This is a genomic window from Haliea sp., assembly GCF_041395985.1.
Lineage (GTDB): Bacteria > Pseudomonadota > Gammaproteobacteria > Pseudomonadales > Halieaceae > Haliea.
The window spans coordinates 251,015-273,049 of sequence record NZ_JAWKZJ010000004.1; the positions used below are offsets into that span (position 1 = coordinate 251,015).

Annotated in this window: 17 protein-coding genes and 3 tRNA genes; 15 read left to right on the forward strand and 5 right to left on the reverse strand. The window is 60.7% G+C overall.

All coding sequences use genetic code 11. The annotated features are described in order from the left end of the window. The first annotated feature begins 95 nt into the window (after window positions 1–95). The 6 genes from clpX (at window position 96) to R3E49_RS09800 (ending at window position 8,189) form a co-directional block, all read left to right on the forward strand. Window positions 96–1,394 (forward strand): ATP-dependent Clp protease ATP-binding subunit ClpX, encoded by a 1,299-nt coding sequence (gene clpX, locus R3E49_RS09775; protein WP_371294869.1) that lies wholly within the window; start codon window positions 96–98, stop codon window positions 1,392–1,394. A 132-nt stretch (window positions 1,395–1,526) separates the two neighbouring features. After that, entirely contained in the window at window positions 1,527–3,938 is a 2,412-nt protein-coding gene (gene lon, locus R3E49_RS09780; protein WP_371294870.1) for an endopeptidase La, read from the forward strand. Window positions 3,939–4,149: 211 nt separating this feature from the next. Further along, window positions 4,150–4,425: an HU family DNA-binding protein gene (locus R3E49_RS09785; protein ID WP_027951020.1), complete on the forward strand. Its 276-nt coding sequence runs from the start codon at window positions 4,150–4,152 to the stop codon at window positions 4,423–4,425. 125 nt (window positions 4,426–4,550) lie between these two features. Continuing rightward, window positions 4,551–6,437, forward strand: coding sequence for a SurA N-terminal domain-containing protein (locus R3E49_RS09790; protein WP_371294871.1), 1,887 nt, complete (start codon window positions 4,551–4,553; stop codon window positions 6,435–6,437). Between the two features lie 37 nt (window positions 6,438–6,474). Continuing rightward, entirely contained in the window at window positions 6,475–7,671 is a 1,197-nt protein-coding gene (locus R3E49_RS09795) for a phosphoglycerate dehydrogenase (protein ID WP_371294872.1), read from the forward strand. Then, window positions 7,668–8,189, forward strand: a complete 522-nt coding sequence (locus R3E49_RS09800; protein ID WP_371294873.1) for a DUF1285 domain-containing protein — start codon at window positions 7,668–7,670, stop codon at window positions 8,187–8,189. The genes R3E49_RS09795 and R3E49_RS09800 overlap by 4 nt, the downstream gene beginning before the upstream one ends. 36 nt (window positions 8,190–8,225) lie before the next feature. Here R3E49_RS09800 and R3E49_RS09805 read toward each other — a convergent pair whose 3' ends face one another. Next, window positions 8,226–9,878, reverse strand: a complete 1,653-nt coding sequence (locus tag R3E49_RS09805; RefSeq protein WP_371294874.1) for an electron transfer flavoprotein-ubiquinone oxidoreductase — start codon at window positions 9,876–9,878, stop codon at window positions 8,226–8,228. Window positions 9,879–10,171: 293 nt separating this feature from the next. Here R3E49_RS09805 and R3E49_RS09810 point away from each other — a divergent pair, with 293 nt between their 5' ends. Both R3E49_RS09810 and R3E49_RS09815 read left to right on the forward strand, forming a co-directional pair. Beyond that, a complete protein-coding gene (locus R3E49_RS09810) occupies window positions 10,172–10,924 on the forward strand; it encodes an electron transfer flavoprotein subunit beta/FixA family protein (protein ID WP_371294875.1) in 753 nt (250 codons plus the stop codon). Continuing rightward, window positions 10,921–11,850 carry an electron transfer flavoprotein subunit alpha/FixB family protein gene (locus R3E49_RS09815; RefSeq protein ID WP_290746704.1) on the forward strand — a complete coding sequence of 310 codons (930 nt, stop codon included), beginning with the start codon at window positions 10,921–10,923 and terminating at the stop codon, window positions 11,848–11,850. The genes R3E49_RS09810 and R3E49_RS09815 overlap by 4 nt, the downstream gene beginning before the upstream one ends. Before the next feature lie 117 nt (window positions 11,851–11,967). Here the strand turns inward: R3E49_RS09815 and acnB are convergent, their stop codons facing one another. Next, entirely contained in the window at window positions 11,968–14,583 is a 2,616-nt protein-coding gene (gene acnB / locus R3E49_RS09820) for a bifunctional aconitate hydratase 2/2-methylisocitrate dehydratase (RefSeq protein WP_371294876.1), read from the reverse strand. Window positions 14,584–14,779: 196 nt separating this feature from the next. On the opposite strand from acnB, the gene R3E49_RS09825 reads away from it, so the two are divergent. Then, the gene (locus R3E49_RS09825) at window positions 14,780–15,250 is read left to right on the forward strand and encodes a DUF1289 domain-containing protein (protein ID WP_371294877.1); all 471 of its coding nucleotides are present in this window, start codon (window positions 14,780–14,782) and stop codon (window positions 15,248–15,250) included. Then, window positions 15,247–15,864: a tRNA-(ms[2]io[6]A)-hydroxylase gene (locus R3E49_RS09830; RefSeq protein WP_371294878.1), complete on the forward strand. Its 618-nt coding sequence runs from the start codon at window positions 15,247–15,249 to the stop codon at window positions 15,862–15,864. Before R3E49_RS09825 ends, R3E49_RS09830 begins: the two co-directional genes overlap by 4 nt. 30 nt (window positions 15,865–15,894) lie before the next feature. Here the strand turns inward: R3E49_RS09830 and R3E49_RS09835 are convergent, their stop codons facing one another. Together R3E49_RS09835 and R3E49_RS09840 are read right to left on the reverse strand one after the other, a co-directional pair. Then, window positions 15,895–16,611: a UDP-2,3-diacylglucosamine diphosphatase gene (locus tag R3E49_RS09835; RefSeq protein WP_371294879.1), complete on the reverse strand. Its 717-nt coding sequence runs from the start codon at window positions 16,609–16,611 to the stop codon at window positions 15,895–15,897. 17 nt (window positions 16,612–16,628) lie between these two features. Then, on the reverse strand, window positions 16,629–17,126 hold the full coding sequence (locus R3E49_RS09840) for a peptidylprolyl isomerase (protein WP_371294880.1): 498 nt from the start codon (window positions 17,124–17,126) through the stop codon (window positions 16,629–16,631). 253 nt (window positions 17,127–17,379) lie between these two features. On the opposite strand from R3E49_RS09840, the gene R3E49_RS09845 reads away from it, so the two are divergent. Together R3E49_RS09845 and cysS are read left to right on the forward strand one after the other, a co-directional pair. After that, window positions 17,380–19,053, forward strand: coding sequence for a glutamine--tRNA ligase/YqeY domain fusion protein (locus tag R3E49_RS09845; protein WP_371294881.1), 1,674 nt, complete (start codon window positions 17,380–17,382; stop codon window positions 19,051–19,053). After that, window positions 19,050–20,426, forward strand: coding sequence for a cysteine--tRNA ligase (gene cysS, locus R3E49_RS09850; protein WP_371294882.1), 1,377 nt, complete (start codon window positions 19,050–19,052; stop codon window positions 20,424–20,426). Before R3E49_RS09845 ends, cysS begins: the two co-directional genes overlap by 4 nt. A gap of 14 nt (window positions 20,427–20,440) precedes the next feature. Here the strand turns inward: cysS and folD are convergent, their stop codons facing one another. Then, entirely contained in the window at window positions 20,441–21,286 is an 846-nt protein-coding gene (folD, locus tag R3E49_RS09855) for a bifunctional methylenetetrahydrofolate dehydrogenase/methenyltetrahydrofolate cyclohydrolase FolD (RefSeq protein ID WP_371294883.1), read from the reverse strand. Between the two features lie 183 nt (window positions 21,287–21,469). Between folD and R3E49_RS09860 the strand changes: the two genes are divergently transcribed. From R3E49_RS09860 to R3E49_RS09870, 3 genes are all read left to right on the forward strand, one after another. After that, window positions 21,470–21,546 (forward strand) — tRNA-Pro (locus R3E49_RS09860). Window positions 21,547–21,600: 54 nt separating this feature from the next. Next, window positions 21,601–21,676 (forward strand) — tRNA-His (locus tag R3E49_RS09865). Window positions 21,677–21,857: 181 nt separating this feature from the next. Beyond that, window positions 21,858–21,934 (forward strand) — tRNA-Arg (locus R3E49_RS09870). The last annotated feature ends 101 nt before the right edge of the window (window positions 21,935–22,035 follow it).

Here is a 22,035-nt window from a genome sequence, read left to right on the forward strand (position 1 = left end):
AGTTGGCGGCGTGTCCGCGGGCTTGCAAATGGCGGCAAAAAACATCATCTTTAAAACCGATGAGACTCCAGAATTCATAGGCCACAGGGCGCAGCATGACTAAAGACACCACAAAATCAGGCGACGACGGCGGCAAGCTGCTGTACTGCTCATTTTGCGGCAAGAGCCAGCACGAAGTGCGTAAACTGATCGCTGGTCCCTCGGTGTTCATTTGCGACGAATGCGTGGATCTGTGTAACGACATCATCCGCGAAGAGGTGCAGGAAGGTAACAGCGAGGCAAAACGCGACAGCCTGCCAACGCCTCACGAAATCAAGACGATTCTCGATGAGTACGTGATCGGCCAGCAGCGGGCCAAGAAAGTGCTCTCGGTGGCGGTGTACAACCACTACAAGCGCTTGCGCCACAGCCAGGCCACCGGTCGCGGCGAGGACGTGGAACTGGGCAAGAGCAATATCCTGCTTGTCGGCCCTACCGGCAGCGGTAAAACCCTGTTGGCAGAAACCCTTGCCCGGTTGCTGGATGTCCCCTTTACCATTGCTGATGCCACGACGCTGACTGAGGCGGGTTATGTGGGTGAGGACGTCGAAAACATCATCCAGAAGCTGTTGCAGAAGTGCGATTACGATGTGGAGAAAGCGCAGGTCGGTATCGTGTATATCGATGAGATCGACAAGATTTCGCGCAAGTCCGACAACCCCTCCATCACCCGTGATGTCTCCGGAGAGGGGGTGCAGCAGGCGCTGCTGAAACTGATCGAAGGCACCGTAGCCTCTGTGCCACCGCAGGGTGGCCGCAAGCATCCCCAGCAGGAATTCCTGCAGGTCGACACGTCCAACATCCTGTTCATCTGCGGTGGAGCCTTTGCCGGTCTGGACAAGGTGATTCGTAATCGCTCCGAGAAAGGCGGCATTGGGTTCAATGCCGAGGTGAAAAGCAAGGACGAACGCCGCAATGTCGGCGAGTTGCTGTTCGACCTCGAGCCCGAGGATCTGGTGCAGTACGGCCTGATTCCGGAGTTCGTGGGGCGCCTGCCGGTGATTGCTACGCTGGAAGAGCTCGACGTGCCGGCGCTGGTACAAATCCTTACGGAGCCTCGCAATTCGCTCACCAAACAGTACAGCAAGCTGTTTGAGATGGAAGGTGTTGAGGTGGATTTCCGCGAGGATGGTTTGCGCGCCGTGGCGGAGCGGGCGATGGAGCGCAAGACGGGCGCGCGCGGCCTGCGCTCCATTCTTGAAGGCGTCCTGCTTGACTCCATGTACAACATTCCGTCACGGAACGATGTCAGCAAGGTGGTGATCGACGAATCGGTGATTCGCGGTGACTCCGAGCCGCTGCTGGTGTACCAGAATCACGAGCCTGCAGCGCGGGCGGCGTCCAAGGACGAATAGCGCCGGGGCCGCAAGGCCCCGTTTCGGCCAGGCTCCGGTCCGGCCCAGGCGCTGTGCGGTGGGGGCTTGTGTTCCTGTCATGTCGCCCCCATCTACTGGTCATCTGTGACCTTTCACAACCCGGAGATTTTTATGGGTTCCTCATCGGTAATTGATCTTCCCCTGCTGCCCCTGCGCGATGTTGTGGTCTATCCGCACATGGTGCTGCCGCTGTTTGTCGGCCGGGAAAAGTCGGTCGAAGCGCTTGAGGATGCCATGGCCGGCAGCAAGCAGGTGCTGCTGGTGGCTCAGCGCAACGCGGCGGATGACAACCCGGGCGTGGATGACATTTACCAGGTGGGCACTGTGTCCAACATCCTGCAGCTGCTGAAACTGCCAGATGGCACCATCAAGGTGCTGGTAGAGGGCAGCTATCGAGCGGCCATCGATAACGTGGATGATGAAGGGCGCTTCACTGTAGCCGGCGTGCGCGAAATCGAAAGTGATGACGTGCCGGATGATGAGGCCGAGGGCCTCTTGCGCTCCACCGTCACGCAGTTTGAAAAGTACGTGAATCTCAGCAAGAAGGTGCCGGCGGAGGTTCTCACGTCGCTCTCTGGCATTGATGAGCCCGGGCGTCTGGCGGACACCATAGCGGCCCACATGAGCGTGGATCTGCAGGAAAAGCAGGCGATCCTTGAAATCGCAGACATCCGGGCCCGGCTCGAGCACCTGATGGGCTTGATGGAGGCGGAGATCGACCTGTTCCAGGTGGAGAAACGCATACGTGGTCGCGTCAAGAAGCAGATGGAAAAGAGCCAGCGCGAGTACTATCTCAACGAGCAGATGAAGGCGATCCAGAAGGAACTGGGCGATCTCGACGAGGCGCCCAGTGAGCTGGATGACTTGCAGGCGCGCATTGACGACGCGCGCATGCCCGATGAAGCGCGGACCAAGGCTCTCGCCGAACTGAACAAGCTCAAGATGATGTCGCCCATGTCTGCCGAGGCCTCAGTGGTGCGCAGCTACATCGACTGGATGGTGAGTGTGCCCTGGTCGCGCCGCAGCAAGGTAAAGCATGACCTCAAGCGCGCCTCGACGATCCTCAACGAGGATCACTTTGGCCTGGAAGAGGTGAAGGAGCGTATTCTCGAATACCTCGCGGTGCAAAAGCGTGTGCGCAAGGTCAAGGGCCCGGTGCTGTGCCTGGTGGGTCCGCCCGGCGTGGGCAAGACCTCTCTTGGGGAGTCGCTGGCCCGTGCCACCAACCGCAAATTCGTGCGCATGGCGCTGGGCGGCGTGCGCGATGAGGCGGAGATTCGCGGACACCGCAGGACCTACATCGGCTCAATGCCGGGCAAGCTGCTGCAGAAAATGGCCAAGGCGGGCGTGCGCAACCCGTTGTTCCTGCTCGACGAAATCGACAAGATGGGCATGGACCACCGCGGTGATCCTGCTTCCGCGATGCTGGAAGTGCTGGACCCCGAGCAGAACCACGCCTTCAATGACCATTACCTGGAAGTCGATTACGACCTTTCGGACGTGATGTTCGTGTGTACCTCCAATACCATGAATATTCCCGGGCCGCTGCTCGATCGCATGGAGGTCATCCGCATCCCTGGTTACACCGAGGATGAGAAAGTCAGCATTGCCGCCAAATACCTTATCCCCAAGCAGATTCGGCAGAATGGCCTGGGCAAAGACGAGATCTCGATCGCGGAAGGTACGGTGATAGACATTATCCGCTACTACACCCGCGAAGCCGGTGTTCGGGCGCTGGAGCGCGAAGTAGCGAAGATCTGCCGCAAGATGGTCAAGCGGATCGCGCTGGAAGAAGACACGGTGGCAGCTGAGGTCACTCCAGATATGCTCCCGGACCTGCTGGGCGTGCGCAAGTTCAACTTCGGTATTGCGGAAGAGCAGAACAAGGTGGGGCAGGTGACCGGCCTGGCCTGGACCTCGGTCGGTGGCGAACTGCTGACGATTGAGGCGGCATCGGTTGCCGGCAAGGGACGCTATGTGAAAACAGGCTCGTTGGGCGACGTGATGCAGGAGTCCATTCAGGCCGCAACGACCGTTGTGCGCAGCCGTTCGCAGCTGCTGGGGATTCCCGCGTCCTGGCACGACAAGCACGATGTGCATATCCATGTGCCGGAGGGCGCGACGCCGAAGGATGGCCCCAGTGCCGGGGTGGCGATGTGTACCGCCCTGGTGTCCATTAGCACCGGTATTGCGGTGCGCGCCGATGTGGCCATGACCGGCGAGATCACCCTGCGTGGTGAGGTGCTGCCCATTGGGGGCCTCAAGGAAAAGCTGCTGGCAGCCCGCCGCGGTGGTATCAAGACGGTGGTGATCCCGAAAGAGAACGAGCGCGATCTCAAGGAGGTGCCGGAGAACATTAAGCAGGACCTGCAGATCCGTCCGGTGAAGTGGATCGATGAGGTGTTGGCGATTGCGTTGGAGAGAGTACCGGAGCCACTCACCGACGAGGAGTACCTCGCCCCTGCACCCGGGACCGGGCAGGACGATGAGCAGGCGGGTAAAAACCGGATAAATACGCATTGAAAGCCGGGTGCCGGTTGACCGCCAACTCGGCTCTGGTATACAGTCAGCACCCTGAATTCAGTGCGCTTCTCTTCGCTTTTGGCATCGGGGGAGCCCGCAGTAGCAGCCGTCATCACGTACCGTTGCTCGCCTGCCGCACCATGAATCGCCCGCTCTGTATTGCGGCCAGAACACCACACTTACAGCCAGATAACATTCCAAGGGGATACCTGTGAACAAGACTGAACTCATTGACGCCATTGCTGCCGCTGCTGATCTGCCCAAGGCTTCCGCCGGACGCGCGCTCGACGCTGTTGTAGACAGCATTACGCAAGCCCTGAAAAAAGGCGACCAGGTAACCCTGGTGGGCTTCGGCACGTTTGCTGTGAAAGCGCGCGCAGCTCGTGAAGGTCGCAATCCGCAAACCGGCCAGACCATTCAGATCAAAGCGTCCAACGTGCCCGGCTTCAAACCCGGCAAGGCACTCAAGGATGCCGTCAACGGCTGAGTTGCAGTAACTGGCGGGTTCGGCGTTCGCTCACGACGCGCCTGACCTGCCTGTGCACCGGTAGCGGTTCAGGGAAAGGCGCACTCACGAGTGCGCTTTTTTGTTGCTAAGGAACGGAAAACACCATGCTTCAGGATATCCGCAAGACTACCCAGGGAACTGCCGCCAAGGTCGTTGTCGGGTTGATCGTTATCTCCTTTGCGCTGTTTGGCATTGAGTCCATTCTCTTGGGCGGTGGCGGTAGTACCGTTGCCGAGGTAAACGGTGAGGCTGTGAGCCCTGTCGAATTGCAGCAGGCTGTGGACACACAGCGGCGCCAGTTGATTGCCATGATGGGTGAGAATCTCGACCCGGCAATGCTGGATGAGCAGCGGCTCAGCGCCCAGGCGCTGGAGGGCATTGTGTCACGCAAACTGCTCATGCAATCAGCGCGCGAAATGGGCCTGACGGTCTCCGAGGCTGAGCTGGGTGCGGTGATTGCCGGTATGGAACAGTTCCAACTGGATGGTGAATTCTCTCCCGAAATGTACAAGAGCCTGCTGGCGTCTGCCGGATTCACACCAGCATCGTTCAAGAGTGCGCTTAGGGATGACCTGATTCTCGGGCAGGTGCGTGCCGGACTGGCAGGTAGCGATTTTGCGACTCCCGCCGAACTCGCCCTTGCCGCGAAGGTGCTTGCAGAGCAGAGGGACATCCGCTATCTGACCCTGCCGCTGGCGCCGTATCTTGAAGCGGTGGAGGTCAGCGAGGCGGACCTCGAGGCGTTCTATCGCGACAACGAGTCGCGTTTCATGACACCGGAGTCCGTGGTGCTCGATTATGTCGAGTTGACTCTGGACGATTTTCGCCAACCGGTTGATGACGCGGCACTCCAGGAGGAGTATCGCATTCGCCTCGACAGCTACCAGTACCAGACGGAGAATCGTGTTTCGCACATCCTCCTGCAGCGCGGGGGCGGCGAGTCCGATGCTGATTTCGCTGCGCGCATCGAGGTGGTTCGGGGTGAGCTCGCCGCGGGCAAGGCGTTTGCCGAGGTCGCGGCGGAACGCTCAGACGATGTGGGCTCCGCGGGTAATGGCGGGGACCTCGGGTTCTCGGCGGGTGATGCCTTCCCCCCTGAGATGGAAGAAGCGGTCGCAGCGCTGGAGGTGAATGCGATCTCGGATCCAGTAGAGACGGATGCCGGCACGCATATTCTGATGGTCACTGAACGTCGGGATTCCGATCCGCCGAGCTTTGAAGAGCTGCGCGCGGAGCTTGAGGCGAGCCTTCAGGAGCGCGAAGCGCGTGTGGCACTGCTGCTGGCGGTCGAGGAACTGCGCGATATCGCCTTCACGGCTGACAGCCTGCGGGCACCGGCGCAGGAGCTGGGGCTGCAAGTGCAGCGCTCGGAGCCTGTCACGCGTGAGCAGCGCGATGGCCCGCTGGCCGACCCTGCGGTGCTGCGGGCGGCGTTCTCTGAAGACGTGCTGGAATTGGGCCACAACAGTGAGGTGCTGGAACTGGGTGGCGACCGGTTCGTTGCCGTGCATGTACAGGAACACAACAAGCCCGCCTTGCAGCCACTGGACGATGTGCGGGATGAGATCGTGCGCAGTCTCACGCGCGAGCGTGCGCGTGCAGCACTGGAGAGTGCCGCGGCTCAGGCTGTTGCGCAGCTGCAGTCCGGGGAACAGAGCATAGAAGCGCTTGCGACCCGTGAGAATGTGGAATGGCAGGTGGAGCTCGGTGCCCTGCGAGACAGCCGCGCCGTGCCCCCTGCGGTGTTGCAGCGTGCGTTCAGTTTGCCCGCCCCCACGGCTGATGATAGCCCCATAGCCGACTATGTGATTGATGCCTCGGGCGATGCGCGTGTGCTGCAGCTTGTCCGTGTGCAGGCGGGCTCCCTGGCCAGTCTGGCGCCCGAGCAGGAAAGCGGCTTGCGGCAGCGCATTGGCAGTGAATTCGGTGCACTGTTGCAGGTCGAGCACGAGCAGGGCTTGCGCGCAGACGCCGACATCACCGTGCTCTAAAGCACTTTGACCCACTGACAAGGACACCCGCTGGATCATGGCCCGACGTATTCTTACCCTTAACCAGATCTCCCTGAAGGGCCTTGAGCGCCTGCCTAGAGACGCCTACGAGATTGCCAGTGAGTTTGCGCACCCGGATGCCATTCTCCTGCGCAGCCACAGGTTACAAGCGGCCGATATTGCCGATAGCGTGTTGGCGATTGCCCGGGCCGGGGCGGGGGTGAACAACATCCCCGTTGCGGACTGTACCCAGCGGGGCATCCCCGTGTTCAACTCTCCAGGCGCCAACGCCAATGCGGTCAAGGAGTTGGTGGCCGCGGGGCTGTTGCTGGGGTCCCGCGGGGTGGTGGAAGGGCTGGAATACGTCTCAGGGCTTGCCGACATCACGGACGCGGCAGAGCTCAACAAGACGCTTGAAGCCAACAAGAAACACTTCAAGGGCAACGAACTGCGCGGAAAAACGCTGGGCGTCGTTGGTCTGGGCGCGATAGGTTCACTGGTTGCCGATATGGCCCTGACCCTTGGCATGGACGTCATCGGTTACGATCCGGCGCTGTCGGTGGAGGCGGCCTGGCGTTTGTCCAGCCAGGTGCGCAAGGCAGACTCGCTGACGGCGCTGTTCTCCCGCAGCGACTACGTGACCCTGCACCTTCCTGCACTGGAGTCTACCCGCGGACTGGTGAACGCCGAACTGTTCGCCGCTATGCCCGCGCATGCCTGCCTGCTCAATTTTGCCCGGCAGGAGATCGTTGATGAGAGCGCGCTGCTGGCTGCACTTGATCAGGGGCGTCTGCGCAAATACATCGCAGACTTCCCCAGCCCCGCACTGATCGGCCGCAAGAATGCGGTGCTGATGCCGCACATCGGTGCCAGCACGGATGAAGCAGAGGACAACTGCGCGATCATGGCCGCCGACCAATTGCGTGATTTTCTCGAGAACGGCAACATTCGCAACGCGGTCAACTTTCCCACGCTGCAGTTGGAGCGGGCAGGGGGTTGCCGTCTGGCCGTAACCAACACCAACGTGCCCAAGATTCTTGGCAGCGTGTTGTCGATTCTGGCGGAGCTGAATATCAACGTTGTCGATATGCTCAATAAAAGTCGCGACAACATCGCCTACAACCTTATCGACATGGATATCTGTCCGGCTGAGTCCAGCCTGGCCTCGATGCGTGCTCTGGAGGGCGTGATCAATGTCAGGGTGATTCCGCCCTGCCACGGTGTGCAGTCATGACGGACAGGCTTGAGGCACTGGTGGGTAGTGTGCCCGCCATTGCACCGAAATCACCCCCGCCACTGGAGCGCTGGCATCCGCCGTTGTCGGGTGATATCGACATTCGCATTGCTGCAGATGGTAGCTGGTATCACGAGGGCGGTCGCATCCGGCGTGAGCCACTGGTCGCGCTGTTTGCCAGTATTTTGCGGCGCGAGGATGACGGCGACTACTACCTCGTGACGCCCGTTGAAAAGTGGCGCATCCAGGTTGAGTTGCATCCCCTGGTGGTGACGGAGATCAACCGTCGCGACGACACCTTGTACGCCCGGTTGAACACGGGCACTGAAGTGGCCATAAACGCTGACCACGCCCTGTTTCTGGAACCTGCTCTTGGCGATGTTGCCGCCATTCATCTGCCGCACGGTCTGAGTGCGGTGCTGACACGTGCGGCCTGGTACCGTCTGGTGGAGAGTGGCGAAGAACGGGACGGGCGGCTGCAGGTTCACAGCGCCGGGGTCTGGTTCCCGCTACAGTAGCCGCGAGCTACCGTAGCGGGGGCGTTGACTGCGGGGTTACATGTTGGGGTAGGTGGGGCCCCCGAACCCTTCCGGCGTGACCCAGACAATGTTCTGTGAAGGGTCTTTGATGTCACAGGTTTTACAGTGCACGCAGTTCTGTGCATTGATCTGGAAACGCTGTCCCTGCGCATCCTCCACCACCTCGTACACACCTGCCGGGCAATAGCGCTGTGCCGGTTCATCGTACAGGGGCAGGTTTTTCGCCAGGGGTATGCTGGGGTCAATCAGGGTGAGGTGACAGGGCTGGTCCTCTTCGTGGTTTGTATTCGACAGGAACACGGAGGTCAGTCGGTCAAAGGTAATCTTGTTGTCCGGTTTGGGGTAGTTGGGCTTTTTACACGCATTCGCCGGTTTCAGGGTGGCGTAATCGGGCACGGAGTCGTTCAGCGTGAAAGGCAGCTTGCCGCCAAACAGGGTCTGATCAACCCACACCATGGCCGACCCCAGCATGAATCCGAACTTGTGCATAAAGCCGCTGAAGTTCCGCGTTGTGTAGAGTTCTTCGTGCAGCCAGGAGTTGCGTACGCGCTCGGCATAACCCTCCAGGTCGGCGGGCGCAGACTCGCCCTGGAGCAGTGCTTCGACCACGGCCTCAGCAGCGAGCAGGCCGCTCTTCATGGCGGTGTGGTTGCCTTTGATTTTGACGGCATTCAGTGTGCCTGCGTCACAGCCAATCAGCAGACCACCCGGGAAGTGCATTTTGGGCAGCGAGTTGTAGCCGCCCTTGGCGATCGCGCGGGCGCCGTAGCTGATCCGTGTGCCCCCCTGAATGTACTTCAGGGTTTCCGGGTGCTGCTTCCAGCGCTGGAATTCCTCGAACGGGCTCAGGTGCGGGTTGCTGTAGTTCAGGTCAGTGATCAGGCCCAGATAGACCTGGTTGTTTTCTGCGTGGTACAGGAACGCGCCACCGCTGGCGCCGCTTTCCTTCAGGGGCCAGCCCAGACCGTGCACGACCAGTCCCTCTTCGTGCTGCTCGGCCGGAATTTCCCAGATTTCCTTGATCCCGATGCCGTAGTGCTGGGGATCCTTGCCGTCATCCAGCCCGAAACGGCTGATGAGTTGCTTGCCAAGGTGGCCGCGGCAGCCTTCCGCAAACAGGGTGTAGCGTGCGTGCAGTTCCATGCCCGGGGTGTAGCTGTCTTTCTTCTCGCCATCGGCGCCAATACCCATGTCGCCGGTCGCGATGCCTTTGACCCGGCCATCCTCGTGGTAGAGTACCTCGGCGGCGGCGAACCCGGGGTAGACTTCGACACCCAGGTTTTCGGCCTGCTCGGCCAGCCAGCGGCACACGTTACCCATGGAGACAATGAAGTTCCCCTCGTTGTGCGTGGGCTTCGGGATCAGGAAGTTGGGCAGCTTGATGGCCTTTTTCTCACTGGTATAGAAAAAGAAGTTGTCGTGGGTGACGGCGGTATTCAGTGGCGCACCCATGTTGGCCCAGTCAGGGAACAGTTCTGCGAGCGCGCGCGGCTCAAGCACGGCGCCAGACAGTGTGTGCGCGCCGACCTCGGAACCCTTTTCGACAACACACACGGTGACTTCCCGTTCCTGTGCCTGTGCGAGTTGCATGATGCGACAGGCGGCGGACAGACCCGCAGGCCCCGCGCCAACAATCACTACATCGAATTCCATTGATTCACGTTCCACGGTAGGCTCCTCTAGTTCGCGCGGGGGGTCCGAATGGCTGGGTGCGCCCAGTCGCTTGAATCGAAGGGCAGCCAAAAAAGCCGCGCAAGTATATAATTTTTAAAGGTTAAAAACCAGAACAGTGGTGGCCTGCGATGCTCTGCTTCTGTCCAGCACCGTACGCTATGCTGCACTGAAACGCTCTTGACCTCTACTGCCTTTGGCGGCAACATAGCGGCCCGAGTACAGGCCGGTGCCCCGCGTGGCGCGCGCCAGCCCATGCAAACCCACCCGAAACTAGCATTGGAAATCCTATGAAGGTTCTTGTTGCCGTTAAGCGCGTCGTTGACTACAACGTCAAAGTCCGTGCGAAGGGCGATGGCAGTGACGTTGACCTGAACAACGTCAAAATGGCTATCAACCCGTTCTGTGAAATCGCCGTTGAAGAAGCGGTGAGACTGAAAGAAGCCGGAGTCGCGACCGAGGTGATCGCTGTTTCTGTGGGTGAAAAGCCCTGCCAGGAGCAGATTCGCACCGCGCTCGCTCTGGGCGCCGACCGTGGCATTCACGTGGAAACCGAAGGGCGGATTGAGCCGCTGGTGATCGCCAAGCTGCTCAAGGGCGTGGTAGAGAAAGAGCAGCCGCAACTGGTCATTCTGGGCAAGCAGTCCATCGACGGTGACAACAACCAGACAGGGCAGATGCTGGGGGCGTTAACCAATATGCCTCAGGGCACTTTTGCCTCAGAAATCAAGGTTGAAGGCGATAAACTTAATGTAGTGCGTGAGGTTGATGGCGGCCTGCAGACCATCAGCCTGACCCTGCCGGCGATCGTCACCACGGACCTGCGCCTGAACGAGCCGCGCTATGCGTCGCTGCCCAATATCATGAAGGCGAAGAAGAAGCAGCTGGACGTGTTCAGCCCGGCGGATCTCGGGGTCGAAATCACCCACCATATCACCCAGCTGCGGGTAGAGCCGCCGGCGGAGCGTCAGGCGGGTATCAAGGTTGAGGACGTTGCCCAGCTGGTCGACAAATTGAAGAACGAGGCGAAGGTGATCTCATGAGTACACTCGTTATTGCAGAGCACGACAACAGCGGCCTGAAGCCGGCCACCCTGAATGCGGTGACAGCGGCGCAGGCATTGGGTGCCGACATCGATATTCTCGTGGCCGGTGCCGGCTGCGCAGCGGTGGGCGAAGAAGCCGCAAAAATCGCCGGAATCGGCAAGGTGCTGGTAGCTGACAACGCCGTTTATGAGCACCAGCTGGCCGAAAACGTCAGCCTGTTGATCGCTGAGGTCGCTGCCGGCTATGACAACGTCGTCGCCCCGGCGACCACGAATGGCAAGAATATCATGCCCCGCGTAGCCGCGCTGCTGGACGTTGCGCAGGTGTCCGATGTGATCGCGGTGGAGTCCGCCGACACCTTCAAACGCCCGATTTATGCGGGTAACGTGATTGCCACTGTGCAAAGCAGCGACGCGCGCAAGGTGATCACCGTGCGTACCACTGCCTTTGACGCGGCAGCGGCGGAAGGGGGCTCGGCGTCTGTCGAGGCCGTGTCAGCCGTGCACGATGCTGGCCTGTCCAGTTTCGTGGGCGAAGAAGTCGCGGTGTCCGACCGCCCTGAGCTGACCGCCGCTCCGGTTGTCATTTCGGGTGGCCGAGGCATGCAGAACGGCGACAACTTCAAATTGCTGGAAGGCATTGCAGACAAGCTGGGCGCTGCCATTGGTGCCTCACGTGCCGCCGTGGACGCGGGCTTTGTGCCCAACGATATGCAAGTCGGCCAGACCGGCAAGATTGTCGCGCCGGACCTGTACATCGCTGTCGGGATCTCGGGGGCGATTCAGCACCTCGCGGGCATGAAGGACTCCAAAGTGATTGTTGCGATCAACAAGGACGAAGATGCACCGATCTTCCAGGTTGCAGATTATGGGCTGGTTGCGGACCTGTTCGACGCACTGCCCCAGCTGGAGTCGGCACTCTGAGCTGAGTGCAATCCTCGCGGAGGGTTTTCCGCCAATAAAAAAGCCGGCGTAACTGCCGGCTTTTTTGTGTCCCGGTGTGCGGCCCACTACAGCGGGCCCCGCACCGATTGACGAGGCTCAGGCCGAGACGGTATCGATCTGTACCGCTGAGATGCGCTTGCCTTCTTCGGCGCTCTTCTGGAACTCGACGATCTGGTCGAAGTTCATGTAGCGGTAGATCTCCGATGACATCGCGTCCAGACGGCTGGCGTACTCCAGATACTCCTCTGGGGTCGGCAGTTTGCCCAGGATGGCACCGACGGCGGCCAGCTCGGCGGAGGTCAGGTACACGTTGGCACCGTCACCGAGGCGGTTGGGGAAGTTGCGCGTCGACGTCGAGAGCACTGTACTGTTGGGTGCGACACGTGCCTGGTTGCCCATGCACAGTGAACAACCCGGCATCTCGGTGCGGGCACCCGCGCGGCCGAAGATGTTGTAGTAGCCTTCCTCCATCAGCAGATGCTCGTCCATGCGGGTCGGTGGTGATATCCACATGCGCGTGGAGATACCGCCCTTGTGCTGATCGAGCAGTTTACCGGCCGCGCGGAAGTGGCCGATGTTGGTCATGCAGCTGCCAATGAAGACCTCGTCGACCTTGTCGCCGGCTACGTCGGACAGCAAGCGGGCATCGTCCGGGTCGTTGGGCGCGCACACGATCGGCTCCCGCAGCTGGGCCAGATCGATCTCGATCACGGCAGCATACTCGGCGTCCGCATCGGCCGTCATCAGGCTCGGGTTCGCCAGCCACTCTTCCATCTTCGCGGCGCGACGCTCCAGGGTGCGGCTGTCGCCGTAACCTTCCGCAATCATCGAGCGCAGCAGCACCACATTGGAGCGCAGGTACTCGGCAATCGTGTCCTCGTCGAGGGCAATGGTGCAACCCGCAGCTGAGCGCTCAGCAGAGGCATCAGAAAGCTCGAAAGCCTGCTCAACAGTCAGGCCCTTGAGGCCTTCGATTTCGAGAATACGCCCGGAGAAGATGTTCTTCTTGCCTTTCTTCTCGACGGTCAGCAAGCCTTCCTGGATGGCATAGTAGGGGATTGCGTGTACCAGGTCGCGCAGGGTGATTCCCGGTTGCATGTCACCCTTGAAGCGCACCAGAACGGATTCCGGCATGTCCAGCGGCATGACGCCGGTTGCCGCTGCAAACGCCACGAGGCCTGAGCCGGCCGGGAACGAAATCCCCATAGGGAAACGTGTGTGGCTGTCGCCGCCGGTGCCCACAGTGTCAGGCAGCAGCATGCGGTTCAGCCAGCTGTGGATGATGCCGTCACCCGGGCGCAGGGAAACACCGCCGCGGGTCATGATGAAATCCGGCAGGGTGTGCTGCGTGTCGATGTCCACAGGCTTCGGATACGCTGCTGTGTGGCAGAACGACTGCATGACCAGGTCGGCGGAGAAGCCGAGGCAGGCAAGGTCCTTCAGCTCATCGCGGGTCATGGGTCCCGTGGTGTCCTGGGAGCCGACGGTCGTCATGCGGGGCTCGCAGTACGTGCCGGGGCGGATGCCCTGCATACCACAGGCCTTGCCGACCATTTTCTGCGCCAGGGTGAAGCCCTTATCGCTGTCTGCAGGCTGCTCGGGGCGGCGGAACAGATCTGTGGGCGGCAGACCCAGTGACTCCCGGGCCCGCGCGGTGAGGCCCCGACCAATGATCAGGTTGATCCGGCCGCCGGCGCGTACTTCGTCCAGCAATACGTCGGACTTGAGGCTGAATTCGGACAGTACTGCGCCGGTTTCAGAGAGGATCTTGCCCTCGTAGGGGCGTACCTCGATCACGTCGCCCATGTGCAGGTCGTCCACCGGAGCTTCAAAAACCAGGGCGCCAGCGTCTTCCATTGTGTTGTAGAAAATGGGGGCAACCTTGCCACCGATGCAGATACCGCCGCCGCGCTTGTTGGGCACACCCGGCATGTCCTCGCCGAAGAACCAGAGTACCGAGTTCGTTGCGGACTTGCGCGAGGAGCCGGTGCCGACAACGTCGCCCACGAAGGCAACCGGCAAACCCTTGTCCTGCAGGGCCGCGATCTGCTTCATCGGGCCGGTGACACCGTGTTCTTCGGGGGTGAGCCCGTCGCGGGTCATTTTGTACATGGCCAGCGCGTGCAGGGGGATGTCTGGACGTGACCAGGCATCAGGGGCAGGGGAGAGGTCATCCGTGTTGGTTTCGCCGGTGACTTTGAACACCGATACCTTGATGGACTCAGGCACTGCCGGACGATTGGTGAACCACTCGCCCTCGGCCCAGGCTGCCATCACTGCTTTGGCGTTTGCGTTCCCGCCTTTCGCCAATTCCTCGACATCGTGGAACGCGTCAAACACCAGCAGCGTGTGCTTGAGCTCTTTCGCCGCCAATGCGCCCAGATTCTCGTCGGTCAGCAGGCCCACCAGAGCCTCGATATTGTAACCACCGTGCATGTTGCCCAGCAGGGCAACCGCGGTTTGAGGGTCGATCAGCGGGCTGCTGGCCTGGCCCCGCACAATGGCGGAGAGAAACCCGGCCTTGACGTAGGCCGCTTCGTCCACGCCCGGTGGAACACGGTTGGTGATCAGGTCGAGAAGAAAGGCCTCTTCGCCAGCGGGCGGGTTCTTCAGGAGCTCAACCAGTGCGGCGACCTGCTCGGCACTCAGGGGCTTGGGCGGAATGTTGAGGGCGGCCCGTTCGGCCACGTGTTCGCGGTAGGCGTCTAGCACGGTAAAACTCCTTGTTACGGTGGCGGGGAGGCACAGCAGGGGGCTTTGCGGCCGCCGTGACTGCGCGCTGATGTGCCGCGGGAGTATATCCCAGGGGCAGTTTAAGATAAATAAATCAAACGCTTATACCGTGCATTCAGCAGGCTGATGGCGTACACTTTTCGCCTGTTGTCAGTCCCTCTGTTTTTTCCTGATTATGCGCAAACCAGCGGTCAAGACACCCTGCATCGGCGTCTGCTCGACGGGCATTGGTGATGCCGTTTGTCGGGGTTGCAAGCGTTTCAGTCATGAAGTCATTCACTGGAACAGCTACACCGACGAGCAGAAACGGGCCATTGACGGGCGTCTATCCGGCTTTCTCTCGCAGTGTGTGCGCAATGCCTTGATGGTGATCGACAAGCCACTGCTCGCCTGGCAACTGCAGGTGCAGCAACTGCGCTACAACCCCGAACATGACGAGTATTGCTGGGTGTTCAGCCTGCTGAAGGCGGGGGCGGGCCAGATTGATCGGCCGGCGGACTTCGGTTTCGAGGTGCATGCCAGCCACGCCCGTCTGGGGCTGCCGCAATTGCGCGACCTCATCGATCGGGAATTCTATATTCTTTCGGAAGCACATTATGAGCGTTATATGCGAACCCCTGACCTGTTCGGCGGCGTAACGTCATGACAGAGGCGCTGTTGGGCCCGGTGCGTGCATTTCTGCCCTGTGCGACGCCAGACGCCTGGGTGGGGTGGGCACTGGAGCATCCGCACACCTTGCTGGTTGATCATGCCAATTGCGAGAAGAAGGCGGCATCTACCGCGCTCAATTTGATGTATCGCTATGTGGAGCACCCGCGCCTGCTGCAAAAATTGTCACGTCTGGCACGGGAGGAACTGCGTCACTTCGAGCAGGTGTTTGCCATTATGCAGCGGCGCAAGGTGGCGTACCCGCAGCTTTCGGCCTCGCGCTACGCCGCGGGTCTGCGGGCGGAGGTGCGTGGCAATGAGCCCGGCCGGCTGGTGGATACGCTGCTGGTCGGTGCGCTGATTGAAGCCCGCTCCTGTGAACGATTCGCGGCCTTGATTCCGCACCTGGATGCCGAGCTGGCGCAGTTTTACGATTCTCTATTGAAATCAGAGGCACGCCATTTCCAGGATTATCTCGCGCTGGCGGGTGACCTGGCATCCGCAGCAGAAATCACCGCGCGCCTTGAGCAGCTGAAGGCGGTAGAGGCTGCCCTCATTACCGGTTGTGATGCGGAGTTCCGCTTCCACAGCGGTGTACCCGCCGGGGAGTAGCTAGGATCAGGGTTAAGTAATTATATTAACCTATTGTTTTATATCGAAACTATGCAGGCTCAACCCGTCAGGTGAGGCCTCCAGGTACCAGCCGGACTGGTCCCAGTCTCCCAATACCCAGCGCACCCCCGCCGCATGTTCGTGGCGTGCCGGACGGTGGGTGTGGCCGTGCACCATGCACTGCACTTCGTGGTCGAGCAGGGCGCGTTCAACCTCGCTTGGTGTGACATCCATGATGTCCTCTGCCTTGTTGCTGTTGGCTTCGCGGCTGCGACTGCGCAGTTCCCGAGCGAGCGCCCGGCGCTCCTCCAGACTGCGTGCCAGCAGCTCGGTCTGCCAGGCCGCTGAACGTGTTGTCTTGCGGAAGGCCTGGTATTCGGTGTCCCGGGTGCACAGGCTGTCGCCGTGCATAAGCAGTGTGGGGGTGCCGTAGAGGTTCACCACACGGGGGTCGCGCAGCAATTTACCGCCAACGGCGCTGCAGAAGTCACGGCCGAGCAGAAAATCCCGGTTGCCGGGCAGCAGGTAGAGCCTGGGTCCGGCAGCGGAGAAGCGGCGCAGCATTTCCGTGACCTCTGCGGCGAGCGGTGCGTCGTCGTCATCGCCTATCCACACCTCGAACAGGTCGCCGAGGATGTACAGTGCGTCGCAGTCCTGATGATCCAGCAGAAAGCGCCGCAGTGCCCGCACCGTTGCCGGGCGGGTAGACTCAAGGTGCAAGTCCGAGATCAGGTAGGTCGCGCTCACTGCTGCATGCCTGCGAGTCAGTCTTCAACGATTTCGATCGTTTCGATGATCACGGGGTCAACGGGTACGTCCTGGTGTCCGCTGCGGCTGGTGGTGGGCAGAACACGAATCTTGTGCAGTACCTCTTCACCGTCGGTGACCTTGCCAAACACCGCATAGCCCCAGCCCTGCATATTCTTGCCGCTGTGGTTGAGGAAGTCGTTGTCCTTGACGTTAATAAAGAACTGCGTGGTGGCCGAGTGCGGGTCCATGGTGCGGGCCATGGCAATGGTGCCGAAGTCGTTTTTGAGGCCATTGTCAGCTTCGTTCTGAATCGGTTCACCCGCCGGCTTCTGGCGCATCTCTGTGTCAAAACCGCCGCCCTGGATCATGAAGTTGTCGATAACACGGTGAAAAATCGTGCCGTCATAAGACCCTTCACGCGCGTGTTTGAGAAAATTGGCCACGGTGACGGGGGCCTTGTCTGCGTCGAGAGTGAGAGTGATATCGCCAAAGGTCGTTTTAATGATAACCATTGCAGGTACGCCGCCTTGTTAGGGAGTGGAAAACTCGATTGAAAAAAGAGAGCGCAATGATACGGACTTTTCCCTGCCTGTAAAACACACGGCGTGCGTTTGGCATTAGCACACACTTTGCGCCCGTATCCTGACCGCGCCGGCGCGGGCTGCCACAGGTGGCTGCGAATACCCGCCCCGGCCACCAGAGTATAGCTGCACGCCCCGGGCCTCTGGGGCTATAATGCGCGGCTTTTGGGAAGTAAAAGGCTGCATGGATACCAAACCTGGCAATAATTTCCTTCATACGGTCATCGCGGACGACCTCGCGGCTGGCCGTGTGCAGACCGTGGTCACCCGTTTCCCGCCTGAGCCCAACGGCTATCTGCATGTCGGCCACGCGAAATCGATCTGCCTGAATTTCGGCCTGGCGGAGCGTTTCGGCGGGCACTGCCATCTCCGGTTCGATGACACCAACCCGGAAAAGGAGAGCCAGGAGTTCATCGACGCCATCCAGGAAGACGTGCGCTGGCTGGGCTATCAGTGGGCGGGTGATGTGCGCTTTGCCTCCGCGTATTTCGAGCAGTTTTTCGATTGGGCCCTGCACCTGGTGCGTAATGGTGACGCCTACGTGTGTGACCTGAATGCGGAGCAGGCTCGTGAGTATCGCGGAACCCTGACCGAGCCCGGCCGGAACAGTCCGTTCCGCAGTCGCTCAGTGGAAGAAAATCTCGACCTGCTGCAGCGCATGCGTGCGGGTGAATTCGAGGAGGGCAGCCGGGTGCTGCGCGCCCGCATTGATATGGCTTCGCCCAATATGAACATGCGCGACCCGATTCTCTATCGCATTCGCAAGGTGCCCCATCACCAGACCGGTGACGCCTGGGTGATCTATCCAACCTATGACTTCGCCCACGGGCAGGAAGACGCCATCGAGGGCGTCACCCACTCGATCTGCACCCTCGAGTTCGAAGATCATCGCCCCCTGTACGACTGGTTGATCGAACACCTGCCGGTGCCGACGCGGCCGCGTCAATATGAATTCGGACGCCTCAACCTGAATTACACGGTCACCAGCAAGCGCAAACTGAAGGCGCTGGTGGACGAGGGGATTGTCAGCGGCTGGGATGATCCGCGTATGCCAACGATTGCAGGGATGCGCCGGCGCGGCTTCACCCCGGCCTCTATCCGCACGTTTTGCGACATGATCGGCGTGACCCGCAGTGACGGCGTGGTTGATGTCGCGATGCTGGAGCACGCGATTCGCGATGACCTGAACACCAACGCGCCGCGCGGTATGTGCGTGCTGAACCCGCTCAAGGTGATTCTCACCGATCTTCCGGAGACGCATCGCGAGGTCCTCACTGCGGCTTTGCACCCCAGCCGTGAAGATCTGGGTAGCCGCGAGGTGCCCTTTACCCGGGAGCTGTATATCGACGCGGATGATTTCCGGGAAGAAGCCAACAAGAAATACAAGCGGCTTGTGCTGGGCAAGCGCGTTCGCCTGCGCAATGCTTATGTCATCGAAGCGACAGAGGTGGTCAGGGATGAGGCGGGAGAGATCATCGCCGTACATGCGCGGACCATTCCGGGAACGCTCGGTAACGATCCGGCCGATGGCGTCAAACCCAAGGGCGTGATCCAGTGGGTGTCTGCCAGCGAGGGGCGTCGAGCCACGGTGCGCCTTTACGACCGCCTGTTCACCCATGAGGCACCGGATCGTGGCGATAACGCCTATCTGGAGTGGCTGAATCCCGCGTCACTGCGGGTTGTCGAGGGTGCCTGGATTGAACCGGCACTCGCCGCCGCGAGGCCCGAGCAGGGCTTTCAGTTTGAGCGGGAGGGTTACTTCGTTGCTGACCGCTACGACCACACTGCGGAAAATCCGGTGTTCAACCGCACGATAGGGCTGAGGGACACCTGGGCTGCGGCAGGGGAGGATGCATGAGCATTGTGCTGTACAACACCCTGAGTGCGCGCAAGGAGGTATTTGAGCCACTGCAGCCCGACCGTGTCACCATGTACGTGTGTGGCCCTACGGTCTACAACCTGGCGCACATCGGTAACGCGCGCCCGGTGGTGGTGTTCGATGTTCTGTTCCGGCTGCTGCAGACCCAGTACCGCGAGGTGATCTACGCACGCAACATCACCGATGTCGATGACAAAATCATCGCCGCCGCGCGGGACAGCGGGCGCAGCATCGAGGACGTCACCGCGGAGTTTACCAACAAGTATCGCGAGGATATGGCGGCATTGAACGCCTTGCCGCCGACGCTCGAGCCACATGCCACCCACCACATCGACGGCATGATTGCGCTCACCGAAACCCTGCTGGCCAAGGGGCATGCCTATGTCAGCGAGGGTCATGTGCTGTTTGCCGTGGAATCCATGCCGGACTACGGCCGCCTTTCCGGGCGGTCACTGGACGATATGCTGGCAGGAGCGCGTGTGGAGGTCGCCGATTACAAGCGCCATCCGGGTGACTTCGTGCTCTGGAAACCGGCAGCTGCGGAGGATCCCGGCTGGGACAGCCCCTGGGGGCGCGGCCGGCCAGGGTGGCACCTCGAGTGTTCTGCCATGATACGCGCACACCTTGGCGAGACCATTGATATTCACGGCGGCGGCCGTGACCTGATTTTTCCGCACCACGAAAACGAGATCGCGCAAAGCCGCTGCGCTCACGGTGGTGATTATGTGCGCTACTGGATGCATAACGCGTATCTGGATATCGACGGTGAAAAGATGTCCAAGTCGCTGGGCAATTTCCGCACGGTGCGCGAACTGCTGGCTCATTATCGCGGGGAGGTGCTGCGTTTCGCGCTGCTCTCGGCACACTACCGCTCACCGCTGAACTTCTCCACCGATCTTCTGGCGCAGGCGGAGGCCAACCTGGGCGGTTTTTACACCGCTTTGCGTGGAGTGCAGGACGTGCCAGAGAGCGATGATATAGATCTCTCGGCCGAGGGGTTCTATTGCGCCCTGGAAGATGACCTGAACACGCCACTGGCGATTGCTGAACTGCACGCCCTGGCCAAGCAGTTGCACAAGGCCGCCGAGGCCGACAAGCCCCGTTTGAAGGCGCGCCTGCTGGCGGCCGGAAAATTGCTGGGCATACTGCAGCAGGAACCAGAGGCGTGGCTGCAGGGCGGCGCAGCGGCCGATGACATTGCGCCGGAGGCGATTGAAGCGCTTATCGCCGAGCGCCAGGCAGCGAAACAGGACAGGGACTTTGCACGCGCCGATGCGATTCGTCAGCAGCTGCTGGACGCGGGCGTTGAACTGGAGGATGGCCGCGAGGGGACCCTCTGGCGCAGGGCCTGAGGGTCCGCAAGGATTCAGCCCAGTGACTTCTCGCCGGATTCAACGGTCTGCATGATCAGTGTGTTGATGGTCATCGGCCCGACACCGCCGGGAACCGGCGTATAGGCACTGGCGGTCTCCAGCAGGGGCGCCAGTTCGATGTCGCCGACGCCACCCGGGTGATAGCCCGCATCTACCACTACCGCGCCGGGCTTGACCCAGGCCGCCTTGATGAACTCGGGTTTGCCCACCGCACCCACCAGAATGTCTGCCTGGGCGACCAACGCCGGCAAGCCCTGTGTTCGGGAGTGGCAAATGGTCACGGTCGCGTTTTTCTGTAACAGCATCATCGCCATAGGTTTGCCCAGAATAGGGCTGCGCCCCACCACCACGGCGTGTTTGCCTTCGATCTCAACGCCGTAGCTCTCCAGCATCCTCATGATGCCCTGGGGCGTGGCACAGCCGTACGCCTCCTCGCCCATCGCCATGCGGCCAAAACCCAGGCAGGTGACACCGTCGACGTCTTTTTCCAGCGCGATGGCGTCGAAACAGGCGCGTTCGTCGATCTGGGCGGGCACCGGGTGCTGCAACAGGATGCCGTGCACATCGGGGTTGGCATTCAGCCGGGCAATCTCCTCCAGCAGTTCATCCGTGCTGGTGGTTGAGGGAAGTTCAACCGCCAGGGATTCCATGCCTACGCGACGGCAGGCGTTCCCCTTCATTTTCACGTAAGTCGCTGAGGCCGGGTCGTCACCGACCAGTATGGTGGCGAGAATCGGCGTTTTGCCGCCTGAGCGGGCTTTGAGTTGCTCGACGCGCGCGAGCAGTTCGGCTTCGGTTTTGGCCGCGAGAGCCTTGCCGTCCAGAACCAGTGCTGACATGGGTCTGTATCCTGTGTTTGAGGTTGGGAGCGGGCGGCTATTGTCCCATGCGCACGCGCTGAATGGGAGAGCAGTGCGGGGCGAAAGAGATATATTATGACCAAACTGACATTGACGCCCTGCCGGGGGCTGAGTATCATTCGCCCCCTGAAAACGGACCGCAGTTTGGTCCAGGCAGAATATCGGGGTATAGCGCAGTCTGGTAGCGCGCCTGCTTTGGGAGCAGGATGTCGGGAGTTCGAATCTCTCTACCCCGACCAACTATTGGCCACGGTTGTCGAGTTGGTTGTATTGTTTTCAGCCCTTTTGCAGTGGTGGCCGTAGCTCACCTGGTAGAGCACCGGATTGTGACTCCGGAGGTAGCGGGTTCAAGACCCGTCGGCCACCCCACTCCCTCCCTGTCTACGGTGTTGCCCACACTCCTGTCTCGGGCCTGCGTGAGCTGGCAACTTGTCGACTGGGTGCTATACTCGCGCCCGTGAAATGCGGGGCGTTGTCATCCGGTAGGTCTCCGATTGTCGGGATCCGCGCGCAGACCAAACGCCGATGCACTACACCATCAGCCATTTGTGGGGGTATAGCTCAGCTGGATAGAGCAACGGCCTTCTAAGCCGTAGGTCGAGGGTTCGAGTCCTTCTGCCCCTGCCACCAACCCCGGGTGCATTCCGGTCACATAGGTAACAGTTTATTCCGGGAACCGGCAGGTTTCCAACGGCCCCGGAAGACAGCCTTCTCCCGATTCCCCTGAA

Excerpts from the sequence above, each read along its gene's own strand:
- clpX (WP_371294869.1), top strand. The coding sequence starts at position 96 with ATGACTAAAGACACCACAAAATCAGGCGACGACGGCGGCAAGCTGCTG.
- lon (WP_371294870.1), top strand. The coding sequence starts at position 1,527 with ATGGGTTCCTCATCGGTAATTGATCTTCCCCTGCTGCCCCTGCGCGAT.
- R3E49_RS09790 (WP_371294871.1), top strand. The coding sequence starts at position 4,551 with ATGCTTCAGGATATCCGCAAGACTACCCAGGGAACTGCCGCCAAGGTC.
- R3E49_RS09795 (WP_371294872.1), top strand. The coding sequence starts at position 6,475 with ATGGCCCGACGTATTCTTACCCTTAACCAGATCTCCCTGAAGGGCCTT.
- R3E49_RS09800 (WP_371294873.1), top strand. The coding sequence starts at position 7,668 with ATGACGGACAGGCTTGAGGCACTGGTGGGTAGTGTGCCCGCCATTGCA.
- R3E49_RS09810 (WP_371294875.1), top strand. The coding sequence starts at position 10,172 with ATGAAGGTTCTTGTTGCCGTTAAGCGCGTCGTTGACTACAACGTCAAA.
- R3E49_RS09815 (WP_290746704.1), top strand. The coding sequence starts at position 10,921 with ATGAGTACACTCGTTATTGCAGAGCACGACAACAGCGGCCTGAAGCCG.
- R3E49_RS09825 (WP_371294877.1), top strand. The coding sequence starts at position 14,780 with ATGCGCAAACCAGCGGTCAAGACACCCTGCATCGGCGTCTGCTCGACG.
- R3E49_RS09830 (WP_371294878.1), top strand. The coding sequence starts at position 15,247 with ATGACAGAGGCGCTGTTGGGCCCGGTGCGTGCATTTCTGCCCTGTGCG.
- R3E49_RS09840 (WP_371294880.1), bottom strand. The coding sequence starts at position 17,126 with ATGGTTATCATTAAAACGACCTTTGGCGATATCACTCTCACTCTCGAC.
- R3E49_RS09845 (WP_371294881.1), top strand. The coding sequence starts at position 17,380 with ATGGATACCAAACCTGGCAATAATTTCCTTCATACGGTCATCGCGGAC.
- cysS (WP_371294882.1), top strand. The coding sequence starts at position 19,050 with ATGAGCATTGTGCTGTACAACACCCTGAGTGCGCGCAAGGAGGTATTT.
- folD (WP_371294883.1), bottom strand. The coding sequence starts at position 21,286 with ATGTCAGCACTGGTTCTGGACGGCAAGGCTCTCGCGGCCAAAACCGAA.